Source organism: Bacillus atrophaeus, from assembly GCF_039519175.1.
Lineage (GTDB): Bacteria > Bacillota > Bacilli > Bacillales > Bacillaceae > Bacillus > Bacillus atrophaeus.
Genome location: NZ_CP154443.1, coordinates 3,666,116 through 3,688,391, shown reverse-complemented (window position 1 = coordinate 3,688,391; position 22,276 = coordinate 3,666,116). Strand labels below are relative to the sequence as shown.

Below are 22,276 nucleotides of genomic sequence, written 5' to 3'. Positions count from 1 at the left end.
TGCCCAAGCTTGGGGCAGCCTTTTTGCTGTATTTATCGGGCGAGCCAGCCGCCGTCTACTGCTAAAATGTGTCCGTTTACATAATCAGAGGCACGTGATGCCAAAAAGACGGCCGCACCGCCGATATCATTTGCTTCTCCCCATCTTCCCGCAGGAATTCGCTTCAAGATTTCACCGTTGCGCTCTTTGTCCTCGCGAATCGGTTTTGTATTGGCGGTTGCAATATAACCGGGTGCGATGGCGTTCACTTGCACGCCGCTTTGCGCCCATTCATTTGCGAATGATTTTGTTAAGCCGGCAACCGCATGCTTGCTTGCTGTATAAGCTGGCACGAAAATCCCGCCTTGAAATGAGAGAAGGGAGGCAATATGAATAATTTTGCCGCTTTTTTTTCGCAGCATGTATGTTCCTGCTGTCTGTGTCAGTAAAAACAAGCTGTTTAAGTTTACATCCAGAACGCTTTTCCAATCCTCTTCAGCATATGAAGCTGCCGGTTCACGGCGAATGATGCCGGCGTTATTGACTAAAATATCAATTGGATGCTTTTCAAAAAGCTCAGAGGCCGCGTCCTTTATTTCATCCGGTTTTCCCATATCAAGCCGGACAGATGTGAACGTGCGGCCTTCTTGTTCTACAAGCCGCTGTGTTTCTGAAAGACTGCTTTTATGGGATGTGCCGATAATATCAGCTCCGGCACCCGCTAAAGCTATAGCAATTCCTTGTCCGATTCCGGTGCCCGGTCCTGTCACAAGTGCCGTCTTGCCTTCTAGTGAAAATGTTGTTTGTAAATAGTTCATTTACTTCAAGCCATTCATCGGGACAAGATCCATGTCCGTAAATGTGTAATTTTCTCCCGCCATCGCCCAAACGAAGCTGTAATTTGACGTTCCCGCTCCGGAGTGAATGGACCATGCCGGTGAAAGGACAGCCTGTTCATTTCCAACGACAAGATGACGGGTTTCGTCAGGTTCTCCCATGAAATGAAATACTTTCGCATCCTCATTTAAATCCAGATAAAGATAAGCTTCCATCCGGCGGTCATGCACATGCGACGGCATCGTATTCCAGTTGTTGTTTTTCTCAAGAACGGTGATGCCCATCATAAGCTGGCAGCTTTTAATGCCGTCGTTATGAATCACTTTGTATAGATCCCGAACATTTGAGGCGGCATCATCACCGAGATGTGCAGGCGTCAGTTCTGAAATCGCCGCTTTTTGTGTTGGATATTGCTGGTGTGCCCCTGCAGAAACAAAGTAGAACTTTGCTGCTTCACCGTTCAGGTTGGAGAAAGACACATCGCGGTGGCCCATGCCGATATAAAGGAAATCCTTTGTTTGCAGCACATATTCTTCATCCCCGACCTTCACGACGCCCGGTTTGCCAACATTGATAATTCCGATTTCACGTCTTTCCAGAAAAAATTCTGTTTTAAGAAAATCTCCTGCATCAAGCTTTATATTGGCTTTTACAGGAGCGGCGCCTCCGATCACAACACGATCTTCGTGTGAGTAGAACATCGTCAATTCATTTTCCGTAAACAAAGACTCCATTAAGAAATGGCTGCGCAGCTCCTCAGTCGTAAATCGTTTAACTTGTTCAGGATGTACAGAATAACGATTCTCCATTACATTTCCCCCTTGAAAGTCATTTCGATAACACTTGAATGAAATAAATAAAGATTTTGGTAACGGTTTCAAAGGAAATTTTAGAATAAATAGTTAAAAGAGTCAACAATATTTTGTTAAATAAAAAACTCTTCCCAATTTTTGAAATTATGTTATCCTTATGTTATGAAGATTTTGAAATCGGTTTCAAATCTAAAGTATGAGATACAGGAGCGCTTGAATGAAAAAGAAAACCAGTCATGTGACGATTACCGAGGTAGCAGAATATGCAGGGGTGTCAAAATCTACCGTGTCCCGTTACATAAACGGGAAAGCAGATGCGATTTCTCCTCAAAAAGTAAAAAAGATCAAAAAAGCAATTGAAGAACTGAATTACCGTCCAAGCAAATTGGCGCAAGGACTGAAAGTCAGAAAAAGCAAATTAATCGGGTTTGTTGTGGCGGATATCACCAATCCCTTTTCAGTCACTGCCCTTAGAGGTGTAGAAGAAGTTTGTGATCAATATGGCTACAGCATTATGGTCTGCAACACGGACAACAGTCCGGAAAAGGAACGGGAAATGCTGTTTAAGCTGATTGACCACTCTATTGAGGGCCTGATATTAAATGCGACAGGGCAAAATGCGGATGTTCTTCAATCGTTTGCTGCTCAGGATGTCCCGGTTGTTTTAATCGACCGAAAAATGCCTGATATGAAACTGGATACAGTCACCACCGACAACAGGAGCATCACAGCAGAAATTCTTCAGATCATTTACAGCAAAGGATATACAGAAGTGGCGCTTTTCACTGAACCGATTGCCTCGATCAGTCCGCGTGCAGAAAGGGCGTCTGCCTATAAGGAATTAGCTGCGTCCCATAATTGGGACCATCTTCCGCGAATGTATGAAATAGATGTGAAAAGCAAAGCGCAGCTTACCCAAGCGGTGACAACATTTTTACATGAAAATCCGACTCGCCAAAAAGCCATCTTGGCCTCAAATGGCCTGATTTTGCTGAAAATCATCAGCTGTATGGCTGAGCTTGGCGTCAGTATTCCCGAAGATGCAGGGATCGCAGGGTTTGATGATACAGAATGGTACAAATTAATCGGACCAGGTATTACGACGATTGCACAGCCATCTCATGATATGGGAGTGGCGGCTATGGAAAGGATCTTAAAGCGGCTAGAAGGGGACACTGGAGCGCCGCAAACCATTCAATTGAATGCTGAAGTCATCATGAGACAATCTTTGTAACGATTAGATGCATGGATGTAAAAATAAGAAGCTCAGGAAACGGGGGGCAATAGATGAAGCTGGATGTTGTGACATTCGGGGAATCCATGGCGATGCTTTATGCAAATGAGTACGGCGGGCTGCACAAAGCTTCTACATTTTCTAAAGCGCTCGCCGGCGCTGAAAGCAATGTGGCATGCGGTTTATCACGGCTTGGCTGTCTGACGGGCTGGATGAGCAAGGTTGGAGATGATCAGCTCGGAACGTTTATATTACAAGAGCTTGAAAAAGAAGGGGTAGACATTTCACGTGTCATTCGTGCAAAAGACGGCAGCCCCACCGGCCTTTTGCTGAAATCAAAAGTAGAGGAGGGAGATCCTGAGGTAACCTATTATAGGAAGCATTCAGCCGCAAGCACTTTAGCGCCCGCAGATTATCCCTCAGATTACTTCAGAATGGCGAAGCATTTGCATGTAACGGGAATCCCACCTGTTTTGTCAAAGAATATGAGGGAATTTGGGTATCTTGCGATGAAAGACATGAAACAGGCGGGAAAAACGGTGTCATTTGATCCGAATTTAAGGCTATCGCTGTGGCCTGACCGCGCCACTATGGTGCATAGCATTAATGAACTGGCCGAATTGGCAGACTGGTTTCTCCCCGGCATTACAGAAGGAGAGCTGTTAACGGGTGAAAAAACGCCTGAGGGTATCGCGGATTTTTATCTTGAAAAAGGCGTCAGCTTCATTGCGATTAAGCTTGGAAAAGACGGCGCTTATTTCAAAACGAAACACGAAGACGGATATATAGAAGGATACCAAGTTGAAAATGTCATAGACACTGTAGGGGCAGGAGACGGGTTTGCTGTCGGTGTGATCAGCGGAGTGCTGGATGGACTATCATTCCAAGACGCCGTTCAAAGAGGAAATGCAATCGGCGCTTTGCAGGTGCAGGCCCCGGGCGATATGGACGGTTTGCCGACAAGGGAAAAACTCGCATCTTTTTTATCGCGGAGCAAAATCATTCACCAGAAAAAGGGGGAGTGCTAACATGGAAAAACCACACTTGCAAAACCAGCTTCAAGAAGCCAAACTCATCGCAGTTATCCGGTCAGCCGATAAACAAAAGGCGAAGCAGCAAATCGAAAGAATCATAGAAAAAGGCATTACGGCCATTGAGGTGACCTATACCACACCTGGGGCATCAGATATTATAGAAGCTTTTCAGGAACGCGACGATGTGCTGATCGGAGCCGGAACTGTCATTTCAGCGGAACAGGCTCAGGAAGCGGTACAGGCAGGAGCGCAATTTATTGTCAGTCCGGGCTTTTCGGCTGATCTTGCCGAGCACCTTTCATTTTTAGATACCCTTTATATACCGGGGGTGATAACACCGAGCGAAATTATGGAAGCGCTGACATTTGGTTTTGACACTCTAAAACTTTTTCCGAGCGGAGCATTTGGCATCTCTTATATGAAGAATCTGGCGGGGCCTTTCCCGCAGGTGACATTTATTCCGACAGGCGGAATTCACCCGGCTGAAGTCCCTGAATGGCTGAAAGCGGGCGCCGGGGCTGTCGGTGTCGGCAGTCAGATTGAAAACTGCTCGAAAGCTGATCTGGAGTTGATTTTTCAAGTGTAAGCAGCATACAAGGCTTTAGTTTTTCCATAACAAGAGGATGGGAGAATGAAGATGAAAATCAAAGCGACCATAGAACGGATACCCGGCGGGATGATGATTATTCCGCTGTTTTTAGGAGCGGCTTTAAACACATTCGCTCCGAACACAGCGGATTTTTTTGGCGGATTTACGGGAGCGCTTATTACCGGAACGCTTCCCATCTTAGGTGTTTTCATCTTTTGTGTAGGAGCTACCATTGATTTTCGTTCTTCAGGCTATATTGTAAGAAAAGGAATGACCCTACTCCTTGGAAAAATCGGGTTTGCCGCCTTGCTGGGGTTAATCGCAGCTCAATTTATTCCGGAAGACGGGATTCAATCAGGCTTTTTTGCCGGGCTCTCTGTTTTGGCTATCGTTGCAGTGATGAATGAAACGAACGGCGGACTCTACCTTGCCCTGATGAACCACATGGGAAGGAAAGAGGATGCCGGGGCTTTTGCGTTTATCAGCACTGAATCAGGACCCTTCATGACAATGGTGACATTCGGCGTTACAGGACTAGCCGCTTTCCCGTGGGAAACACTGGCGGCAACCGTCATACCGTTTTTACTTGGGTGTATACTCGGAAACCTGGATCATGAGCTCAGAGATTTGTTTAGCAAAGTGGTGCCGGCAATCATTCCGTTTTTCGCTTTTTCACTAGGCAACACGCTGAATTTTGGAATGCTGCTCCAATCAGGGTTGCTGGGTATTTTCATCGGGATGTCTGTCGTCATTTTATCCGGAGGCTCTCTGTTTTTACTTGATCGCTTTATCGCAAGGGGTGACGGGGTGGCAGGAGTGGCAGCTTCTTCTACTGCGGGAGCGGCGGTCGCTGTTCCTTATGCATTAGCCGAGGCAAACGCAGCTTTTGTCCCTGTAGCGGAGGCAGCAACTGCCATCATTGCGACAAGTGTTATTGTGACGTCACTGTTAACACCGCTTGCGACGGTTTGGGTTGATAAAAAAGTAAGACGAAACAAACATAAGACACCGCCGCCTGATAAACAAGTCACATTGCATTGATCGGTGTAAAGCGGAATAAGGCTGACGGCGAAAAAAACGGACAGCCTTATTTGCTCTGATGGAATACGTCGCAGTTGACTTTCACCGTTCCTTCCATTAGCCTGAAATGGATAACGTCTCACGATATGAATGGGGGGGATTATTTATGGAATTACATACTTACGAAAAAGAGTTTTTTGATCTTTTGAAAAAAATCTCACATTATGAAGAAGCAGTGGTATTAATGCACTGGGATCTTAGAACGGGTGCGCCTAAAAACGGTGCAGAAGATCGGGCTGAGAGCATTGGACAGCTGTCGGCCGATATATTTAACATGAAAACCTCAAAGCGGATGAAGGAGCTTCTGGACGCTCTTTATGAAAAATTCGAGGAATTGCCTGAAGATACGAAAAAAGCAGCAGAATGGGCTAAAAAAGATTATGAAGAGAATAGTAAAATTCCTGAAAAAGAATACAAAGAGTATGTCGTACTCTCATCAAAAGCTGAGACTGTATGGGAAGATGCGAAAGAGCAATCAGATTTTTCCTTGTTTGCTCCGTACCTTAAACAGCTGATTGAATACAATAAACGATTCATTACCTATTGGGGCTATGAAGGCCATCCTTACAATACCCTGCTTGATTTATTTGAGCCAGGCGTAACCGTTGACGTTCTTGATGAACTGTTTTCAGAACTGAAAAAAGCGATCATCCCTCTTGTTAAAAAAGTATCAGCTTCAACCAATAAGCCGGACACAAGCTTTATCCATCAATCTTTCTCTAAGAAAAAGCAAAAAGACCTCAGTCTGTATTTTTTAAAAGAGCTCGGCTACGATTTTAACGGCGGGCGTTTGGATGAAACGGTTCATCCATTTGCGACAACGATTAATCGCGGTGATGTACGGGTGACAACAAGGTTTGATGAGAACGATTTCCGTACGGCAATCTTTGGGACGATTCATGAGTGCGGCCACGCCATATATGAGCAAAATATTGATGAAGCGCTTAGCGGCACCAATTTATCAGACGGTGCCTCCATGGGAATCCACGAATCTCAATCATTATTTTATGAAAATTTTATCGGGCGGAACGATAACTTCTGGAAAACGTATTATCCGAAAATGCAGGAAGCTTCTCCAGAGCAGTTCAGACATGTTGCTCTTGAAGAGTTTGTCCTGGCCGTAAATGAATCTAAGCCGTCGCTTATTCGTGTGCAAGCCGATGAACTTACCTATCCGCTGCATATTATTATTCGATATGAAATTGAAAAAGCAATTTTCAGCAATGAAGTGTCTGTGGAGGAGCTGCCAGCACTTTGGAATCAAAAATATGAAGAGTATTTAGGCATCACGCCGCCAAACGACGCTCAGGGGATTTTACAAGATGTTCACTGGGCGTGCGGTGATTTCGGATATTTTCCATCCTACGCGCTGGGATACATGTATGCTGCCCAGCTGAAAAACAAAATGCTCGAGGACTTGCCTGAGTTTGATACGTTGGTGGAAAAAGGCGAATTCCAACAAATTAAAGAATGGCTGACAGAAAAGGTCCATGTTCACGGCAGACGGAAAAAGCCGCTTGAAATTATTAAAGAAGCTACAGGTGAAGAACTAAATGTTCGCTATCTCATTGAATATTTGAAAAACAAATATACAAACCTATACTTGTCATAATCTTGCGCCTGACGGCATCGTTCCGTCAGGCGCTGCTTTTAGTAATTATCTCAATTTTCACTAAAAACGAATAATGAAGTGGAGAAAACACAAGAAAGTTCGGGAATTTTCATTTTTCTCTTTGCAAGCGCAAATAAACTTGCTATAATTTGTTACAATATCATATATACACTCATATAAACGCGTGGATATGGCACGCAAGTTTCTACCGGACACCGTAAATGTTCGACTATGAGTGAGCAATGAGACCGTATTTTTGGGTTTTGTGTATTCAGCATTGCTTGCTCTTTAATTCTTGAGCGGGTAATGCTTTTTTTATTTTAAAATCGGAGGTATGCACTGTGGAAGCACTGAAACGAAAAATAGAGCAAGAGGGCATTGTTCTCTCAGATCAGGTATTAAAAGTAGATTCTTTTTTGAATCACCAGATTGATCCGCTGCTTATGCAGCAAATCGGGAACGAGTTTGCCTCCAGATTCGAAAAAGATGGTATTACAAAGATCGTCACGATTGAATCATCTGGAATCGCTCCTGCCGTGATGGCCGGTTTGAAGCTGGGTGTTCCGGTTGTTTTTGCGAGAAAACATAAATCTCTCACTCTTACAGACAATCTATTGACGGCATCTGTGTATTCTTTTACGAAGAAAACAGAAAGCCAAATTGCTGTATCGGGAACCCACCTTTCTTCCGATGACAAGGTATTAATCATTGATGACTTTTTAGCAAACGGACAAGCTGCACACGGACTTGTTTCTATTGTTAAACAGGCTGGCGCCAATGTTGCCGGACTGGGCATTGTCATTGAAAAATCGTTTCAGCCCGGAAGAGACGAACTGGAACAGCTTGGCTACCGTGTGGAATCATTGGCCAGAATTCAATCGTTAGAAGAAGGAAAGGTATCCTTCGTGCAGGAGGTCCGTTCATGAAAAATGGCTTTGGCAAAACGCTTTCTCTAGGTATACAGCATGTACTTGCCATGTATGCGGGTGCGATTGTCGTCCCCCTGATTGTAGGAGCTGCGCTTGGCTTATCGCCAAAGGAGCTGACTTATTTAGTATCCATTGATATTTTTATGTGCGGTGCCGCTACGCTTCTTCAAGTATGGAGCAACAAGTTTTTCGGGATCGGGCTTCCGGTTGTCTTGGGCTGTACGTTTACCGCCGTTTCGCCAATCATTGCCGTCGGGACCGAATACGGTGTTTCCGCGGTTTACGGAAGCATTATCGCTTCAGGCTTGCTAGTTATTCTCATTTCTTTTTTCTTCGGGAAACTCGTTGCTTTCTTTCCTCCGGTTGTGACGGGTTCAGTTGTGACGATCATCGGAATCACGCTTATGCCGGTGGCGATGAATAATATCGCCGGCGGAGAAGGCAGCGCTGATTTTGGAGATGCCTCCAATCTCATTCTCGGTTTTATCGTGCTTGCTATTATTGTCCTGCTGTATCGCTTCACAAAAGGATTTTTAAAATCAATTTCCATCCTGATCGGAATTGTTTTCGGCACAGGCATCGCATTTTTTATGGGGAAGGTGCACTTTGACAACGTGGCACAAGCAGACCTGTTCCAAATGGTTCAGCCCTTTTATTTCGGTGCACCCTCATTTCATGTGGCACCGATTATTACGATGTTCATTGTTGCCGTTGTAAGCCTGGTAGAATCAACAGGCGTCTACTTTGCTTTAGGCGATTTGACAAACCGCCGCCTTACCGAAAAAGATTTGGCAAAAGGTTACCGTGCTGAAGGAGTAGCCGTCTTTTTAGGCGGTATCTTTAACGCGTTTCCTTATACGGCTTATTCGCAAAACGTCGGGCTCGTCCAGCTGACTGGTATTAAGAAAAATGCTGTGATTGTTGTAACGGGAGCCATGCTGATGGTGCTTGGTCTATTTCCAAAAGTCGCCGCGTTTACTACGATTATTCCGTCGGCGGTGTTGGGAGGAGCAATGGTGGCAATGTTCGGCATGGTCATTGCTTACGGCATTAAAATGCTCAGCCGCATTGACTTCGAAACACAGGAAAACCTGTTGATTGTTGCCTGCTCAGTCGGCCTCGGCCTAGGAGTCACGGTCGTCCCTGATATTTTTAAACAACTGCCCGCTTCCATCACGTTGCTGACAACAAACGGTATCGTGGCCGGAAGTTTTACGGCGATCCTGTTAAATATCATTTATAATATGGTCCCAAAAACTAAAAAGAAAAGCAGTGATTTGGACATTAAACAAAAAACAGCTGTATAACTCCGCTTCGGCGGAGTTTTTTTGTATATAAAATGGATAATTGCGGAAAAATATATGCAAAGAGGTGGCGACATGGCATATATTTTATCGGTTGGAACGAGCATCCCTTCATACAATGTAAATCAAAAGAAAGCGATCGAATTTGCAAGGCATATGTTTCAAGATTCATTTAAAGACATTGAGCGTCTGTTAAAAGCGTTCGAAAATGGAGAAATTGAATCCAGACAATTTGTCAGGCCGATTGAATGGTACAAAGAGAATCACAGCTTTGGAGAAAAAAACCGCATCTACATCAATGAAACCGTCAAACACTGTACGCAGGCAGTGACTGAATGCCTGACAAGTCCTGACTTTTTGGAAGAACAAATCCCGTACGAAAAGGTAGAAGCCATTTTTTTCGTATCCAGCACAGGGCTGTCAACCCCAAGCATTGAGGCGAAGGTGATGAATGAACTGCCGTTTTCTCCTTATACGAAACGCATTCCGATATGGGGACTTGGATGTGCGGGAGGCGCTTGCGGTCTTTCCCGCGCTTTTGAATACTGCAAGGCATATCCTGACGCTTATGTCCTGGTCATCGCTGCAGAGCTGTGCAGCTTAACATTCCAGCCCGGCGATAAGACGAAAAGCAATCTTATCGGCACTTCCTTATTCGCTGACGGTATTGCGGCAGCTTTACTATGCGGTGAACAGGCGGTTCGGCACTCAGCGAAGCTTGATCTTTTGCCGCGTATTTTTGATTCCCAATCTGTCACGATGAAACAGTCGGAAGATGTGATGGGCTGGGATTTCACGGATCAAGGTTTTCAGGTTATTTTTTCAAGAGATATTCCGACATTGATAGAAGGATGGTTAAAAGGCAACGTTGAAGCCTTTTTGGCCAAGCATCAGCTTACATTCTATGATATAAAAGCTTTTCTTGCTCATCCAGGCGGCAAGAAGGTCATCGAGGCGTATATCAAGAGTCTGAGCATACCTGCAGAACAGCTTGCATCTTCCCAAAAGATACTAAGAAAGCATGGGAATATGTCTTCAGCAACGATTATGTATGTGATCAAAGACCATCTGCTGTTCGGGAAACAAAACGAAGCAGAAAACGGAATGATCGGGACACTGGGTCCGGGATTTTCCTCAGAGCTCTTGTTGTTCACGTGGGAAAAGGAGGCCTAAATATGTTTTGGCTGTTTATTCTCATTCTTGCTGTCCAACGAATAGCAGAAATCATAGTGGCAAAGCAAAATGAACAAAAAGTAAAAAAACAAGGCGCGATTGAATACGGTGAGGGGCATTACCCTTATATCGTCTTGATGCATGTGCTGTTTTTTGTGTCGTTAATCTGTGAAGTGCTTTTGTTGCATAAAGAGCCGTCAAGCTGGTGGATTGGCATTCTGACAGCCATTATTCTCGTACAGGGAGTCAGATACTGGGCGCTATTATCATTAGGTGCACATTGGAACACCAAAATTCTCGTTGTGCCCGATGCCGAGCTTATCAAAAAAGGACCGTATAAATGGCTCAAGCACCCAAACTATGCCGTCGTGATGGTAGAAATCATCCTTTTGCCGCTTTTATATGGAGCTTACTGGACGCTCATATTGTTTACCATCTTAAATGCCTTCGTGCTGTCGGTCCGTATACGGGTTGAGGATAAAGCATTAAGAGAACATGCTTCAAAATAGAGATTGAATATCATTCTCAATCATGATAAAATGAAGTTGAAAAAGATTCTCAATAGGATGGTGAGGCAAATGACCATGTTGTTTTTGCTCGCGTCGGTTTGTACATACAGCGCATTAATCGGCTTTGTTTTAAAAGGAATTTCTAATAAATCTGTTTAATTATAAAATCTGACACAAAGCTGCCGATACGGCGGCTTTTTTTCTTAATTTCTTTTCATATGAAGAAATTTTTTCTGTTCTTGTGTAAAATGGTGAGAGAAGTTTTTTCAGATCTTTCTAAAAAGATCCGCAATTGATCAGACACAAAGGGGCACAGACACATGACAGAACGAAATGCACAAGTCCTTCTAGACAAAACAGGGGCGCTCTACGAACAATTGATTGAGAATCATGATAAACAAAGAGCGGATAAACTGGCAGCGATTATGAAAAAAGCAGTCGATGAAGATGTTTATATCGCGTTTACCGGGCATTACTCGGCGGGGAAGTCTTCTCTTATAAACAGCCTTTTATTAGAGAACATATTGCCGACAAGCCCGATTCCGACAAGCGCGAATGTCGTAGTGATCAGAAAAGGCGGCCAGCGGGTGGTTTTACATACTACAGAAGGAGCCTGCGCTGAGCTGGAAGGTGCCTACGACAAAGAAGCGGTGCAGCAATTCTGCAAAGACGGCGAACAAATAGAAACGGTTGAGATCTTTGATGATTACAAAGGGGTAGATCCGCACGTTGCCTACATAGACACGCCGGGAATAGATTCAACCGATGAAGCGCATTTTTTATCAGCCGCCTCAACCCTTCACCAAGCTGATGCGCTTTTTTACGTCGTTCACTATAACCATGTCCATTCAGTGGAAAATGTTTTATTCCTCAGATCGATAAAAGATTCCATCCCGAATATTTATTTTATCGTGAACCAAATTGACCGCCATGATGAAGCGGAAACACCTTTTAAGGACTATCAAGCACAGGTGGAAGACATGCTCGCCAATGAAGGCATCTCCAAAGACGCGCTTTTTTTCACCTCAGTCACAGAACCTGAGCATCCATTAAACGAAATCGGCAGTTTGCGGAGGACATTAAAGGAGCTTGAACAGCAGTCGAAAGAACAGATGCTCTTATTAACAGAGCAAAAAATTACAAATCTTCTGCGGGATCATACAGAAATGCTCACACAGCAGGATGAAAAGGACGGCCCGGACTTCACGGAACAGCTGAAGACACAAACAGAGCTGGTGAATTCACTAAAGTCCGAACTGGAGGAAACCGCCCAAAAACCGATTCAGGCTGAACATGTGATAAAGGAAGAGGTTAACCGGATTCTCAACAACGCGAACTTAACACCATTTGAAATGAGGGAACTTGCAGCAGCGTGTTTAGAATCGAAAGAACCCGGGTTTAAAACCGGATTTCTATTTTCTAAAGCAAAAACAGCGCAAGAGAAGGAGAGGAGAAGGGCTGACTTTTTCGCCGACATGAAAAAGAGAACAGAGGCTGAGGCGGATTGGCACATTATTGATACCCTCAACAAGCAGGCAAAAGCCTTTCGAATAGAATCAAATGATTGTTTAAAACGTATTCAAGCTTACCGCACTCCGTTGCATATTGACATGATAGAGCGGGCCGTCAAACCAGGGGCCAAGCTTTCTCCGGAATATGTTCTTACATATACGAAAGACCTGGCGGATTTGATTCGCAGAGAAGCCAAAGCAAAAGCGGCGGAAATTGCCGAGAAGCTCGCCGCCTTTATCAGAGACGGCAGTGCCGGACAACAAAAAGAAATCCAAGCGCAGCTGCAGAGAGAAACAGAAAAACTTGAACTTCTTCAAAAAAAAGCTGATACCAAACAAAAAAACCGCGCGCAAGCTGATCATATTTGGGCTTTATGGAACGAAGAACTGACGAATGACATTCCGCAAAAGCCGGAGTGGTTTAAAGGAATGAAAAAGACAGTCTCTGCGCCTCTAAGGAAACAGAAGGAAAGACCGGACGCCGCACGCCGGGCTCAGCCTGTAAAAAGCGGAGACAGGGATTTCCAGATGCAGGATCAAATACAGCGCTTTTATCAGCTGTCAGATTTGCTGGGCGGATTCAGTATGCTGTCCAAACAAACAGAAGCCTTCCGGGGCAGAATCAAAAGGCTTGAAGAGAGACAATTTACTCTTGCTCTTTTTGGCGGCTTCAGCTCGGGAAAATCTTCGTTTGCCAATGCGCTTGTAGGTGAACGAGTGCTTCCATCATCGCCGACGCCGACAACCGCAACGATTAATAAAGTCACAAAACCGATAAACGGCAAAAAACATAAGACGGCGGATGTGGTGTTTAAAACAGAGGATGATATCATTGCCGAACTTGTTCAACTGACCGGAATCAATATTTCAGAGCAGAAAGGGCAATCTCTTTCTGAGAAATTACAAACGATGATGAAAAAAGGGCGTTTGCAGGAGGATCAAATCCGGACAGCCGGAAACTTTCTGAATGCTTACCAAAACTATGAACAGCATATTCGGGAGCAAATTGTACTGACCATTCCGCTGGATGAATTGAAGCCTTATGTGGCGGAAGAAACAACAGCCTGCATCGTAAAAGCTGTGACGGTCTACTACACCTCTCCGCTTACTGAGAAGGGCATCACGATTGTAGACACACCGGGGGCAAGCAGCTTAAATAAACGGCATACCGAGCTTGCGTTTCAATATATAAAAGATGCAGATGCTTTCTTTTATATGACGTATTATCAGCATTCTTTCTCAAAAGGAGACAAATCGTTTTTACGCAAACTTGGGCTGGTGAAAGAATCACTCAGCATGGATAAGATGTTCTTCGTGATCAATGCGGCAGATTTAGCGGAAAATGAACGCGAGCTTGAAACTGTGACAGACTACGTCGGTTCAGAACTTGCAAAAGAGGGAATTCAGCAGCCACAGCTCTATTCTGTGTCCAGCAAAGACGAATTGCAGGGCAAACGGGAAACTTTTTATAACCGTTTTCCGGATGTAAGGGCCGGTCTTGACCGCTTTATTGAGGTAGATCTGATGAAGGAATCTGCCGGCCAGCTAGCGGCAGAAGCCGATAAACTATGTGAAACAGTTTATCAGCTCCATGAATCCCTTCACCGGTCGAATGAGGAAAAGGAAGCCGAAAAAGAGCGTCTGAATGACTCGTTTGAATCGGCTGCCGCTGATATAAAACAACGCCGGCATTCAGGTGTAATTATTGACAAAATGAAAAAAGATACACAAGAACAGCTTTATCATATTAAGCAGCGCTTATCATTTTACGCAAACGATTTGTTTAAAACGGCGTTTTATCCGGGGCTTCAGCAAGGTGATTGGAAGGCGAACTTGAAAAAAGCGCTGCAAGATGCATTAAAGGAATATCAATTTGAATTTATTCAGGAAATTAAAACGCTGGATATTCGGATGACCGGTTTCATCGAACAGCATATGACGGAAGAATGGATGGAAACCTGCCAGAGAAAACTGAGTGAAGACGGTTATTTTTCCATATACATGAACGGAAATCACTCAAGAAATTTACAGCTGAAAGAAGTGGAACCGGAGCTTAACGAAAGTGAATTTGCTCAAGAGCAAAAAGAAGTCAAATCGCCGAAACAATTTTTTGAGCAAAATGGAAAAGCGGCCTTTGTGGAAGCTTTGCGGCTGAAGCTTTTGAAAGTAACGGAAAATTGGATTAAAAAAGAAGAGGAAAGCCTTATAGCGCGATATGCCGGGCATGTCGAAAGTCTGCAAAATGAAAGCGCGGAAAAAGCTCTTTCTCAAATTCAGGACCAGAAAGAGACGTACCTTCAAGGGCTTAAAGAAGGCGAGGCCGCCAGTGAAGTGGAAAGTGCGTATCAAGCATGTATTACCTGGCAGAAGTCAGACGAAGAGATGAAAATATAAAATATAAGTTGGTTCGTATGTGAAGTCATGATAGACTAAATAAAAAAAGCGAGATGAACTATTGATGTCAAACGTCCACGAAGCAATCACAGCACACTCAAACAAACAGCATCAGCATATTAAACATTTTTTACAGCTTGAACAAAAGCGGGAACAGGCGATCGAAGAAACAGTCGCCAAATGTCAAAACGGCGAGCCTTTTACTACGGATACGATTAATGAAATCACCGCTGAAATGAATCAGCTTGCCAAACAAGGCATCGTGCCCACTAGGCGGCTTGTCACTAAAGAAATGGTTGAAGAATATGCGAACAGAAAATAAGATGGATGATCCTCCCTCGGGTGTATGGCGTTCTATAAGCGCATACTACACGTATACCGGTATAAGGGGGAATTTATGATGGGCAGAACAAAACTGGGAAACAGAAACGCTCAGCAAAATAATAATGTGAAAAAGAAAAATGGCTTTCAGACACATTTTGATTCCTATGCCGGGCGTGAAGCTGAAAAGCTGATTGCCAGCAACAAAAAGCATAACAACTAAACATATGCAACAGCATCTCTTTTAAAGAGATGCTGTTTTCTTTTTTTTCAATACTTATGGTAAAATAGGAAGACTGAGTGTAAAAGGAGTTAATTTGAATGAAGAAAAAATTATTGCTTGTCGATGGCATGGCTCTTTTGTTCCGTTCGTTTTTCGCAACAGCCGTGCATCGCAATTTTATGATAAATGACAGCGGGGTGCCGACAAACGGCGTCAATGGGTTTTTAAAACACCTAATTACGGCGATGGAAAGATTTCAGCCGACCCATGTGGTATGCTGCTGGGATATGGGGAGCAAAACGTATCGAAACGACTTGTTTCAAGACTATAAAGCCAACCGCAGCCAGCCGCCCATTGAGCTTGTGCCTCAATTTGATCTGGCAAAGGAAGCCGCCGCAGAACTCGGCATTTTGAATATAGGCCTTAAAGGATATGAAGCAGATGATTGCATCGGGACACTGGCAGCCTTATTTACTGAAGAAGCGGAAATCACGATTGTGACAGGAGATAAAGACTTACTCCAGCTTTTATCTGACGGAATTAACGTGGCTTTGCTGCAAAAAGGCATCGGTAATTATAAAATATATACAAAAGATTTATTTTATGAAGAAACCGGGGTCCTTCCTAAAGCTTTAATTGATGTAAAAGCGCTGATGGGTGATTCAAGCGATAATTACCCTGGTGTGAAAGGGATCGGTGAAAAAACAGCCTACAAGCTTATAGGCGAATACGAAACGATTGAGCGTTTATTGGAAAATATCGCTCTTTTGCCAAAAGGCCAGCAGGGGAAAATACAGGCAGGATTAAAGGAGCTCGGCATTTCAAGACAGCTTGCCGAAATTAATTGCGCCGTTCCGTTAACTTGCGCTCTGACAGATGCGGTTTTTACTCTTCAATTGGAACAAGCCGGCATGATGCTTCGCCGGCATCAAATTAAAGGCATTGAGCGTATGCTTGAAAAGCTGAACGCTAGAGAGATCAGTTCATGATCTTCTCTAGCGTTTTGTATTGCTTTTTTTTGCTTTTTCCTCAAGCTCGGATTTAGGGTCGTTATGAGTATTTCCTTCTAAATCGCCTTGCGGGGAAACGCCGCCGGTAAGCCGGCCCTTGTCTTTTTTATTCATTATTGTTCACCTCGTCTTTAGGATGAACAATTTGTAAGGATTTAATTCTTTTGATTCAGCCGGATCGCCTCTTTTGCCAGGTGATCAGCTTTTTGATTTTGCCTGCCTGGAATCCATTTGATAAAAAACAAGGGAAATGCCGATTTTAATTGGATGATTTCATCAACAAAAGGCTGAAATGATTTATTTTTCACAAGCTCGAGATCGGCCGCCCGCTCCACAATATCCGAATCAGTTCGGAAGGAAACAGACTGATACCCGCGCTCAGCACATAGTTTCATTCCCTCAATCAATGCAAGAAATTCTGCTTCTTGATTCGTATATGTGCCAATTGGGATGGAAAAGGATTCAGTTGTGCCTTCATATTTTATAAAAATTCCGATGCCGGACAGCCCGGGATTACCGGCACTGGCTCCGTCAATATATATTTCTGCTGGCATGATTAACCCCTTTCGCCATTTGGTGTCATTTTTTTTGCTGCATAGGCATAGGGAAGAGAAATCAGCGAGACCGCAAACTTAATCAAATACGTTGAAATAAAAATACTGAACCAAACACCTGCCGGATAGACGCCCAAAAAAGCCACTCCGGTAAATATAAATGTATCTAACAGCTGGCTGATCGCGGTACTGCCACTGTTTCTCAGCCAAAGAAGACGGTCTGAAGGAAATATCCTTCTGATTGCCGAATATACATAAACATCTAGCATTTGGCTGAAAATAAAGGCAAGCAGACTTCCGAGGGCGACTCTTGGCAGGAAACCAAAAATCGTCTCCAGCGCTGTTTGTGAGATATCGGATGAGGCTGGTTCATAGAGCAGAACACCCTGCATGAGGCATGTTAATGTCAGCAGTGTAGAAAAACCAAGCCATACCGCTTTTCTGGCTTCAGCCGGGCCGTATTTTTCATTCAGCACATCTGTCGCGAAAAAGATCGTGCCGTACATAATATTCCCGAGCGTCGCCGTAAGGCCAAACAGCTCAACGGTTTTGACCACTTGCAGGTTAGCGCACACAGTGGCGAAGCCAATCCACACAAACAGGCCCATTTTGCCAAATCCTTTATAAAATAAAAGAACAATGATAAAATGAATGATCGCAAAAAAGATCCATAATGAGTTATTAAACAAAACGGTGCAAGCTTCCTTTCTGGGGTAGATTAAGAACGGTTTGATTATAGCACATGCCCGGCAACTAATGAATGGTAAGGTGATCTTAAATGAATCTTAGACCGTATATGAAAATAGAAGCTAAGGGAACGGGAGGTGTCTCGTTTCTGGCAGAGAATTGGATCAGCGTCCAAGAAGCGCGAATGCTTGGGCGGGAGCTCGGCCGTTCTCCTTTTATAAAAGAATTTGGGTTTGAGGATGAGAAGGGGAGCAACTGGACGCTGAAGGAACTGGAAAAGCTGACGGAAGAGCTTTCTCAAGAGCCTGATGAGATTACTGTGTATTTTGACGGCAGTTTTGATAAAGACAGCGAGCTTGCCGGGCTTGGAATCGTCGTCTATTATACATTGGCGGGTCATCGCCGCCGGCTCCGAAAAAATAAAAGCTTCCGGCTGAAAACAAACAACGAAGCGGAATATGCCGCGCTGTATGAAGCTCTCAGGGAAGTGAGAGAACTCGGGGCAAGCAAAAATTCAATTACGATCAAAGGAGATTCCCTCGTCGTCTTGAATCAGCTTGATGGCAGCTGGCCCTGCTATGATCCGTCCCATAATCAATGGCTGGATAAAATAGAAGCGCTGCTTGAATCCTTGAAGCTCAGCCCGACATACGAAACCATTAATCGAAAAGAAAATCAAGAAGCTGATGATCTCGCCAAAAAAATCCTGTCACATCAATTCGTTGAAAGCCATATGAAATTAGATCATAACGGAGATGACTGAAATTGGATAAGAAAAGCATTTTTAAGGAACTGACTGAATTACAAGATGAATATTGCAAGGATTGTTTTATCAAGCAGCATTTTCGGAAGGAATACGGAAAAACATATGCTCATTCCTTCTGCATTAATAAATGTACGGTAGGGGAGAGGCTTAAAGCATATGGAGAGGTGTTAACAAACCGATAAAAAATAAAAACCGCAGAATATGCGGTTTTTATTTTTTGAATTCATCCAACTGATGCTGGCATTGGTCTAACAGCTGATGCTGTTTGTGTAAAAAGTCAATGTCAAGAGCGGCTAATTCTTCAGATTGAGACAGCTCTCTGGCATCCGCAATTGATTGATAAGCGGACTCAAGTAAGGTTGTGCTTTGGTCTCGTGTCGCCATACCTGTCGTTTTCTGGGCTGTTTCCACCGCTAATTCTAACTGCCGTTTATCAGTAAATCCCTCTTCATGAAAGTTTGATTCCACTAAAAACACCTCCGCGAATATTTTGCAGAGTTTTTGAAAATTTATGTGGAAAAATAGAAAATAAAACATAAAATAAGCCGATATAACTATTGAACCTAAATAAATAGGTCGTATTTACTATTTAGGGTATCTTGTAAAGAAGGGGAAAACAGCAGTGGACGATAAAGACTTAAAAACCATCCTTCATAAAACATTTATAGAAATATACAATGATTTGGAAGAACTAGCAGACGTTGCGAAAAAAGGAAGGCCGTCATTGGAAAAGCACATTGAAGAGATTGAACAAAGGTGTAAACAAAACATTTTAGCAATAGAAATTCAAATGAAAATCAAATAGGAGAGGCTTTCGCCTCTCCTCTATTTGTCATCATGTCATCAAGTATTGAGTTTAGAGTTTTACAACATTAGAAGCTTGAGGTCCACGATTACCTTCGACAATTTCAAAAGAAACTTCTTGTCCTTCTTCTAATGATTTGTATCCTTCTCCTTCGATAGCAGTGAAGTGAACAAATACATCGTCTCCGCCTTCAACTTCAATGAAGCCGAAACCTTTTTCGTTGTTGAACCATTTTACTTTACCGTTTTGCATATTGCTTAATTCCTCCTAGTACTGTAGCACCTTCGTGCTAAAAAAAATTTTGTCATCACTCAACCTCAGTCAAGGACTGTTGTTAAATGATGGTTCAACTATACACCATTTGGCAGCGTGCGTCAAGCTGTCACTGTTTATTTCAGCACATTAATTTTCAAGAAGCAATCGGTTATAAACCTGACTTGTAACCGCTTTATAAAAAGTAGTCATATCACGCCGGAACAGATCATAAAAAAGGGCACACAAAAAATCCGTGTGCACCTGTTTATCAATACTTACGGGCTTAAGAGAGGGCCCTTGTTTTAGTTTGGCTGTTCATCATTTCAGATTCTTCAATGATATCCTGCAAAATGACTTCAGATGAATGAGATAAATGAAGGCTTTTAATATTTTGTTTCATCCGGTTCAGAGCCGCTTCATCTGAAAGGAGGGAGGACACAGATTCAAGAATCTCCTCATGGCGGTTAACCACGATTGCCGCTCCGCGCTCTTCAAAGAAAATTGCATTTTCTTTTTCCTGCCCAGGCACCGGTTTGTACAGAATGACAGGCACTCCGATAGCTGTCGCTTCAGTTAACGTGATGCCGCCCGGTTTTGTGATCATGCAATCTGTAATCCGAAACAGCTCGTCGATCCGCTCGACATAGCCGAGAACCTTCAGTTTATCACCGTTCGCCGCTGCAAGAGCGCTTAAAGATTCTTTTAATGCCGTGTTTTTCCCGCATACTACAATGACTTGCACGTTCTCATCCATGACGAGGTTTTCACATAGCTCTTTTACGTTTTTTAATACGCCGTGTGCGCCCGCCATAATAAGAAGCACTTTTTTATCAGGAGAAATATTGTATTTAGTATAAATGGGCTCCGTAGGCATAGATTCTTCAAATTGCGGTCTGATCGGGATGCCTGTAATTTTTACATTATTTGGATGTGTTCCGATTTCGATAAGCTTTTCCTTGACGTAATCAGTTGCCACATAATATTTATCCACATTTTCATGAACCCAAATTTTATGAAGACAGAAATCAGTCATGACGTTAAATGTCGGTATCACTCTGCCTGTTCTCCGTCTGTATTCCGGTACAACGATCATTGGAAATGTATTGATAATGATATCAGGCTCATGTTCATCTACAAGCTCGCCCAAACGTTTATTACCCATTTTAAAATAAATATTGAATTTGCGTTTATTATAGATTTTGTCAACTCCGTAATAAAACAAACGATAAAACTGTTTTCCGATTGAGAAGCTTTTTAGATAGAGGTATTGGGTGACCTCGGAAACAATCGGATTTGACTCTTGGTACAAATTAGAAACTGTTACATGTTGAAAGCCGAGCCGTATACATTGCTCATAGAGCGTTTTGGCGACCTGCACATGACCATTTCCATAATTTGCAGTCAAAATTAATATTTTTTTATTGGTATTCAAGTAAATTCACCTCAATGTAATCAACAACAAGCAAGCTTCATGCATCGTAAGGAGTTATTGTCTATACATAAACATAACACAAATACATTATTGATTTATAAATGCCTCGAAAAATTTAAACTAAATTTAAAAGATTTAGATTCCAATATTTAAATTTTTTGTTATTCAAATACCGAATCAGATGTATTTTATCATATTTTTTGCTCACAGTATCACTAAAAGGCAAAAAATTATTCCCATTCATAAGGAGTTTCTTGATATACATAATAATTGAGCCAATTCATAAACAATAGCGTTGCATGAGCTTTCCAGCGGTTAACAGGTTCTTTGCTGTCTTCTCTGAAATAATGTTTCGGGGCTTCTACAGACGAAAGATTTCTTGAAACATCTCTTTCATATTCTTGAAGAAGCGTATTTGTATCATATTCCGGATGCCCTGTTAAAAAGACTTGTTTTTCATCTTTGGAAGCAATCAGACAAACTCCCGCTTCCTTAGACGTGCTCAGTATGCGTAATTCATCTGAGGCTTCAAGCTGTTCCATATTTATATCTGTATGCCGGGAATGCGGCACATAGTATAGCTCGTCAAAACCTCTTACCAATCTCTCGTTTTTTTCAAGCACGGTGTGTTCAAAGACGCCAAAGGTTTTTTTTGGAAGATTAACTTTTTCAATGCCGTAATGATAATACAATCCCGCTTGTGCTCCCCAGCAAATATGGAGGGTAGACGTCACATTCGATTTGCTCCACTCCAAAATCTCTTTGAGTTCTTCCCAGTATGAGACATCCTCAAACGCCAAATGCTCGATCGGCGCTCCGGTAACAATCATACCGTCAAACTTTTTATCACGGATGCTGGAGAAAGTTGTATAAAATTCGTCTAAATGCTGCCTTGCCGTATTTTTTGGTGTATGTGTGCTGGGTATCAAAAAAGTAAAGTGCACTTGTAAAGGCGAATTGCCAAGCAGTCTCAGAAGCTGGGTTTCTGTTTGGATTTTTTTAGGCATCAGGTTTAAAATCACGATTCTCTGCGGCCTGATATCCTGGTGAAAAGCCCTGCTTTCATCCATTACAAATATATGTTCACTTTCTAGCACCTGCTTTGCCGGCAGATGAATAGGTATATTAATAGGCAACATGCCACCTCCGTCATTCCCCGTTAATTTTCTTCATTATAGGAACTTTCAAGCGATTTTTCAATCCATCCAAAGGGTTTGGCATAAAAA

Annotated in this window: 26 protein-coding genes and 1 riboswitch; of the genes, 17 read left to right on the top strand and 9 right to left on the bottom strand. The window is 43.1% G+C overall.

The window, feature by feature from the left end:
- Positions 1-32: 32 nt before the first annotated feature.
- Together kduD and kduI are read right to left on the bottom strand one after the other, a co-directional pair.
- Positions 33-797 carry a 2-dehydro-3-deoxy-D-gluconate 5-dehydrogenase KduD gene (gene kduD, locus AAHT65_RS18365; RefSeq protein WP_343310650.1) on the bottom strand — a complete coding sequence of 255 codons (765 nt, stop codon included), beginning with the start codon at positions 795-797 and terminating at the stop codon, positions 33-35.
- Entirely contained in the window at positions 798-1,625 is an 828-nt protein-coding gene (kduI, locus tag AAHT65_RS18360) for a 5-dehydro-4-deoxy-D-glucuronate isomerase (RefSeq protein WP_343310649.1), read from the bottom strand. It lies immediately after the preceding gene.
- Positions 1,626-1,845: 220 nt separating this feature from the next.
- Between kduI and AAHT65_RS18355 the strand changes: the two genes are divergently transcribed.
- The 14 genes from AAHT65_RS18355 (at position 1,846) to AAHT65_RS18290 (ending at position 16,530) form a co-directional block, all read left to right on the top strand.
- Complete coding sequence (locus tag AAHT65_RS18355) at positions 1,846-2,862, top strand: LacI family DNA-binding transcriptional regulator (protein WP_343310648.1); 1,017 nt, start codon at positions 1,846-1,848, stop codon at positions 2,860-2,862.
- A 53-nt stretch (positions 2,863-2,915) separates the two neighbouring features.
- Positions 2,916-3,890, top strand: a complete 975-nt coding sequence (locus AAHT65_RS18350; RefSeq protein WP_343310647.1) for a sugar kinase — start codon at positions 2,916-2,918, stop codon at positions 3,888-3,890.
- 1 nt (position 3,891) lies between these two features.
- On the top strand, positions 3,892-4,482 hold the full coding sequence (eda, locus tag AAHT65_RS18345; protein WP_094232256.1) for a bifunctional 4-hydroxy-2-oxoglutarate aldolase/2-dehydro-3-deoxy-phosphogluconate aldolase: 591 nt from the start codon (positions 3,892-3,894) through the stop codon (positions 4,480-4,482).
- Positions 4,483-4,533: 51 nt separating this feature from the next.
- Positions 4,534-5,526 carry a 2-keto-3-deoxygluconate transporter gene (gene kdgT, locus AAHT65_RS18340; RefSeq protein ID WP_343311560.1) on the top strand — a complete coding sequence of 331 codons (993 nt, stop codon included), beginning with the start codon at positions 4,534-4,536 and terminating at the stop codon, positions 5,524-5,526.
- 145 nt (positions 5,527-5,671) lie between these two features.
- Positions 5,672-7,177: a carboxypeptidase M32 gene (locus tag AAHT65_RS18335; RefSeq protein ID WP_343310646.1), complete on the top strand. Its 1,506-nt coding sequence runs from the start codon at positions 5,672-5,674 to the stop codon at positions 7,175-7,177.
- Between the two features lie 152 nt (positions 7,178-7,329).
- Positions 7,330-7,429, top strand: a riboswitch (purine riboswitch).
- Positions 7,430-7,518: 89 nt separating this feature from the next.
- A complete protein-coding gene (gene xpt / locus AAHT65_RS18330; protein ID WP_106271214.1) occupies positions 7,519-8,103 on the top strand; it encodes a xanthine phosphoribosyltransferase in 585 nt (194 codons plus the stop codon).
- Entirely contained in the window at positions 8,100-9,413 is a 1,314-nt protein-coding gene (pbuX, locus tag AAHT65_RS18325; RefSeq protein ID WP_327853816.1) for a xanthine permease PbuX, read from the top strand. The genes xpt and pbuX overlap by 4 nt, the downstream gene beginning before the upstream one ends.
- Positions 9,414-9,485: 72 nt before the next feature.
- Positions 9,486-10,583, top strand: coding sequence for a type III polyketide synthase (locus AAHT65_RS18320; protein ID WP_343310645.1), 1,098 nt, complete (start codon positions 9,486-9,488; stop codon positions 10,581-10,583).
- A gap of 2 nt (positions 10,584-10,585) precedes the next feature.
- Positions 10,586-11,092, top strand: a complete 507-nt coding sequence (locus tag AAHT65_RS18315) for an isoprenylcysteine carboxyl methyltransferase family protein (RefSeq protein ID WP_088117432.1) — start codon at positions 10,586-10,588, stop codon at positions 11,090-11,092.
- Positions 11,093-11,161: 69 nt separating this feature from the next.
- Complete coding sequence (gene fbpC / locus AAHT65_RS18310) at positions 11,162-11,251, top strand: Fur-regulated basic protein FbpC (protein ID WP_100198805.1); 90 nt, start codon at positions 11,162-11,164, stop codon at positions 11,249-11,251.
- Positions 11,252-11,412: 161 nt separating this feature from the next.
- Positions 11,413-14,997, top strand: a complete 3,585-nt coding sequence (locus tag AAHT65_RS18305; protein WP_343310643.1) for a dynamin family protein — start codon at positions 11,413-11,415, stop codon at positions 14,995-14,997.
- 64 nt (positions 14,998-15,061) lie between these two features.
- Positions 15,062-15,319: a YpbS family protein gene (locus tag AAHT65_RS18300; protein ID WP_003325682.1), complete on the top strand. Its 258-nt coding sequence runs from the start codon at positions 15,062-15,064 to the stop codon at positions 15,317-15,319.
- Between the two features lie 75 nt (positions 15,320-15,394).
- Positions 15,395-15,541, top strand: coding sequence for a hypothetical protein (locus AAHT65_RS18295; protein WP_106271219.1), 147 nt, complete (start codon positions 15,395-15,397; stop codon positions 15,539-15,541).
- A gap of 98 nt (positions 15,542-15,639) precedes the next feature.
- Positions 15,640-16,530 carry a 5'-3' exonuclease gene (locus AAHT65_RS18290; RefSeq protein ID WP_003325685.1) on the top strand — a complete coding sequence of 297 codons (891 nt, stop codon included), beginning with the start codon at positions 15,640-15,642 and terminating at the stop codon, positions 16,528-16,530.
- Between the two features lie 6 nt (positions 16,531-16,536).
- On the opposite strand, the gene sspL is transcribed toward AAHT65_RS18290, so the two are convergent.
- The 3 genes from sspL to AAHT65_RS18275 are packed head-to-tail and all read right to left on the bottom strand — an operon-like array spanning position 16,537 to position 17,794.
- Positions 16,537-16,665: a small, acid-soluble spore protein L gene (sspL, locus tag AAHT65_RS18285; protein ID WP_003325686.1), complete on the bottom strand. Its 129-nt coding sequence runs from the start codon at positions 16,663-16,665 to the stop codon at positions 16,537-16,539.
- Between the two features lie 41 nt (positions 16,666-16,706).
- A complete protein-coding gene (locus AAHT65_RS18280; protein WP_003325687.1) occupies positions 16,707-17,105 on the bottom strand; it encodes a reverse transcriptase-like protein in 399 nt (132 codons plus the stop codon).
- 2 nt (positions 17,106-17,107) lie between these two features.
- On the bottom strand, positions 17,108-17,794 hold the full coding sequence (locus tag AAHT65_RS18275; protein ID WP_003325688.1) for a queuosine precursor transporter: 687 nt from the start codon (positions 17,792-17,794) through the stop codon (positions 17,108-17,110).
- Positions 17,795-17,883: 89 nt separating this feature from the next.
- On the opposite strand from AAHT65_RS18275, the gene AAHT65_RS18270 reads away from it, so the two are divergent.
- Together AAHT65_RS18270 and AAHT65_RS18265 are read left to right on the top strand one after the other, a co-directional pair.
- Positions 17,884-18,555 carry a ribonuclease H family protein gene (locus tag AAHT65_RS18270; RefSeq protein ID WP_343310642.1) on the top strand — a complete coding sequence of 224 codons (672 nt, stop codon included), beginning with the start codon at positions 17,884-17,886 and terminating at the stop codon, positions 18,553-18,555.
- 2 nt (positions 18,556-18,557) lie between these two features.
- Positions 18,558-18,740, top strand: a complete 183-nt coding sequence (locus tag AAHT65_RS18265) for a zinc-finger domain-containing protein (RefSeq protein WP_003325690.1) — start codon at positions 18,558-18,560, stop codon at positions 18,738-18,740.
- A 28-nt stretch (positions 18,741-18,768) separates the two neighbouring features.
- Here the strand turns inward: AAHT65_RS18265 and AAHT65_RS18260 are convergent, their stop codons facing one another.
- Positions 18,769-19,026, bottom strand: coding sequence for a DUF2564 family protein (locus AAHT65_RS18260; protein WP_343310641.1), 258 nt, complete (start codon positions 19,024-19,026; stop codon positions 18,769-18,771).
- A 154-nt stretch (positions 19,027-19,180) separates the two neighbouring features.
- Here AAHT65_RS18260 and degR point away from each other — a divergent pair, with 154 nt between their 5' ends.
- Positions 19,181-19,363: a transcriptional regulator DegR gene (gene degR, locus AAHT65_RS18255; protein WP_003325692.1), complete on the top strand. Its 183-nt coding sequence runs from the start codon at positions 19,181-19,183 to the stop codon at positions 19,361-19,363.
- Positions 19,364-19,414: 51 nt separating this feature from the next.
- Here the strand turns inward: degR and cspD are convergent, their stop codons facing one another.
- The 3 genes from cspD to metA all read right to left on the bottom strand — a co-directional run bounded on the left by cspD (position 19,415) and on the right by metA (position 22,186).
- The gene (cspD, locus tag AAHT65_RS18250) at positions 19,415-19,615 is read right to left on the bottom strand and encodes a cold-shock protein CspD (protein WP_003153604.1); all 201 of its coding nucleotides are present in this window, start codon (positions 19,613-19,615) and stop codon (positions 19,415-19,417) included.
- Positions 19,616-19,901: 286 nt separating this feature from the next.
- Positions 19,902-21,050: a diglucosyl diacylglycerol synthase gene (locus AAHT65_RS18245; protein ID WP_010788997.1), complete on the bottom strand. Its 1,149-nt coding sequence runs from the start codon at positions 21,048-21,050 to the stop codon at positions 19,902-19,904.
- A gap of 230 nt (positions 21,051-21,280) precedes the next feature.
- A complete protein-coding gene (gene metA, locus AAHT65_RS18240; protein WP_003325694.1) occupies positions 21,281-22,186 on the bottom strand; it encodes a homoserine O-acetyltransferase MetA in 906 nt (301 codons plus the stop codon).
- Between the last annotated feature and the right edge of the window lie 90 nt (positions 22,187-22,276).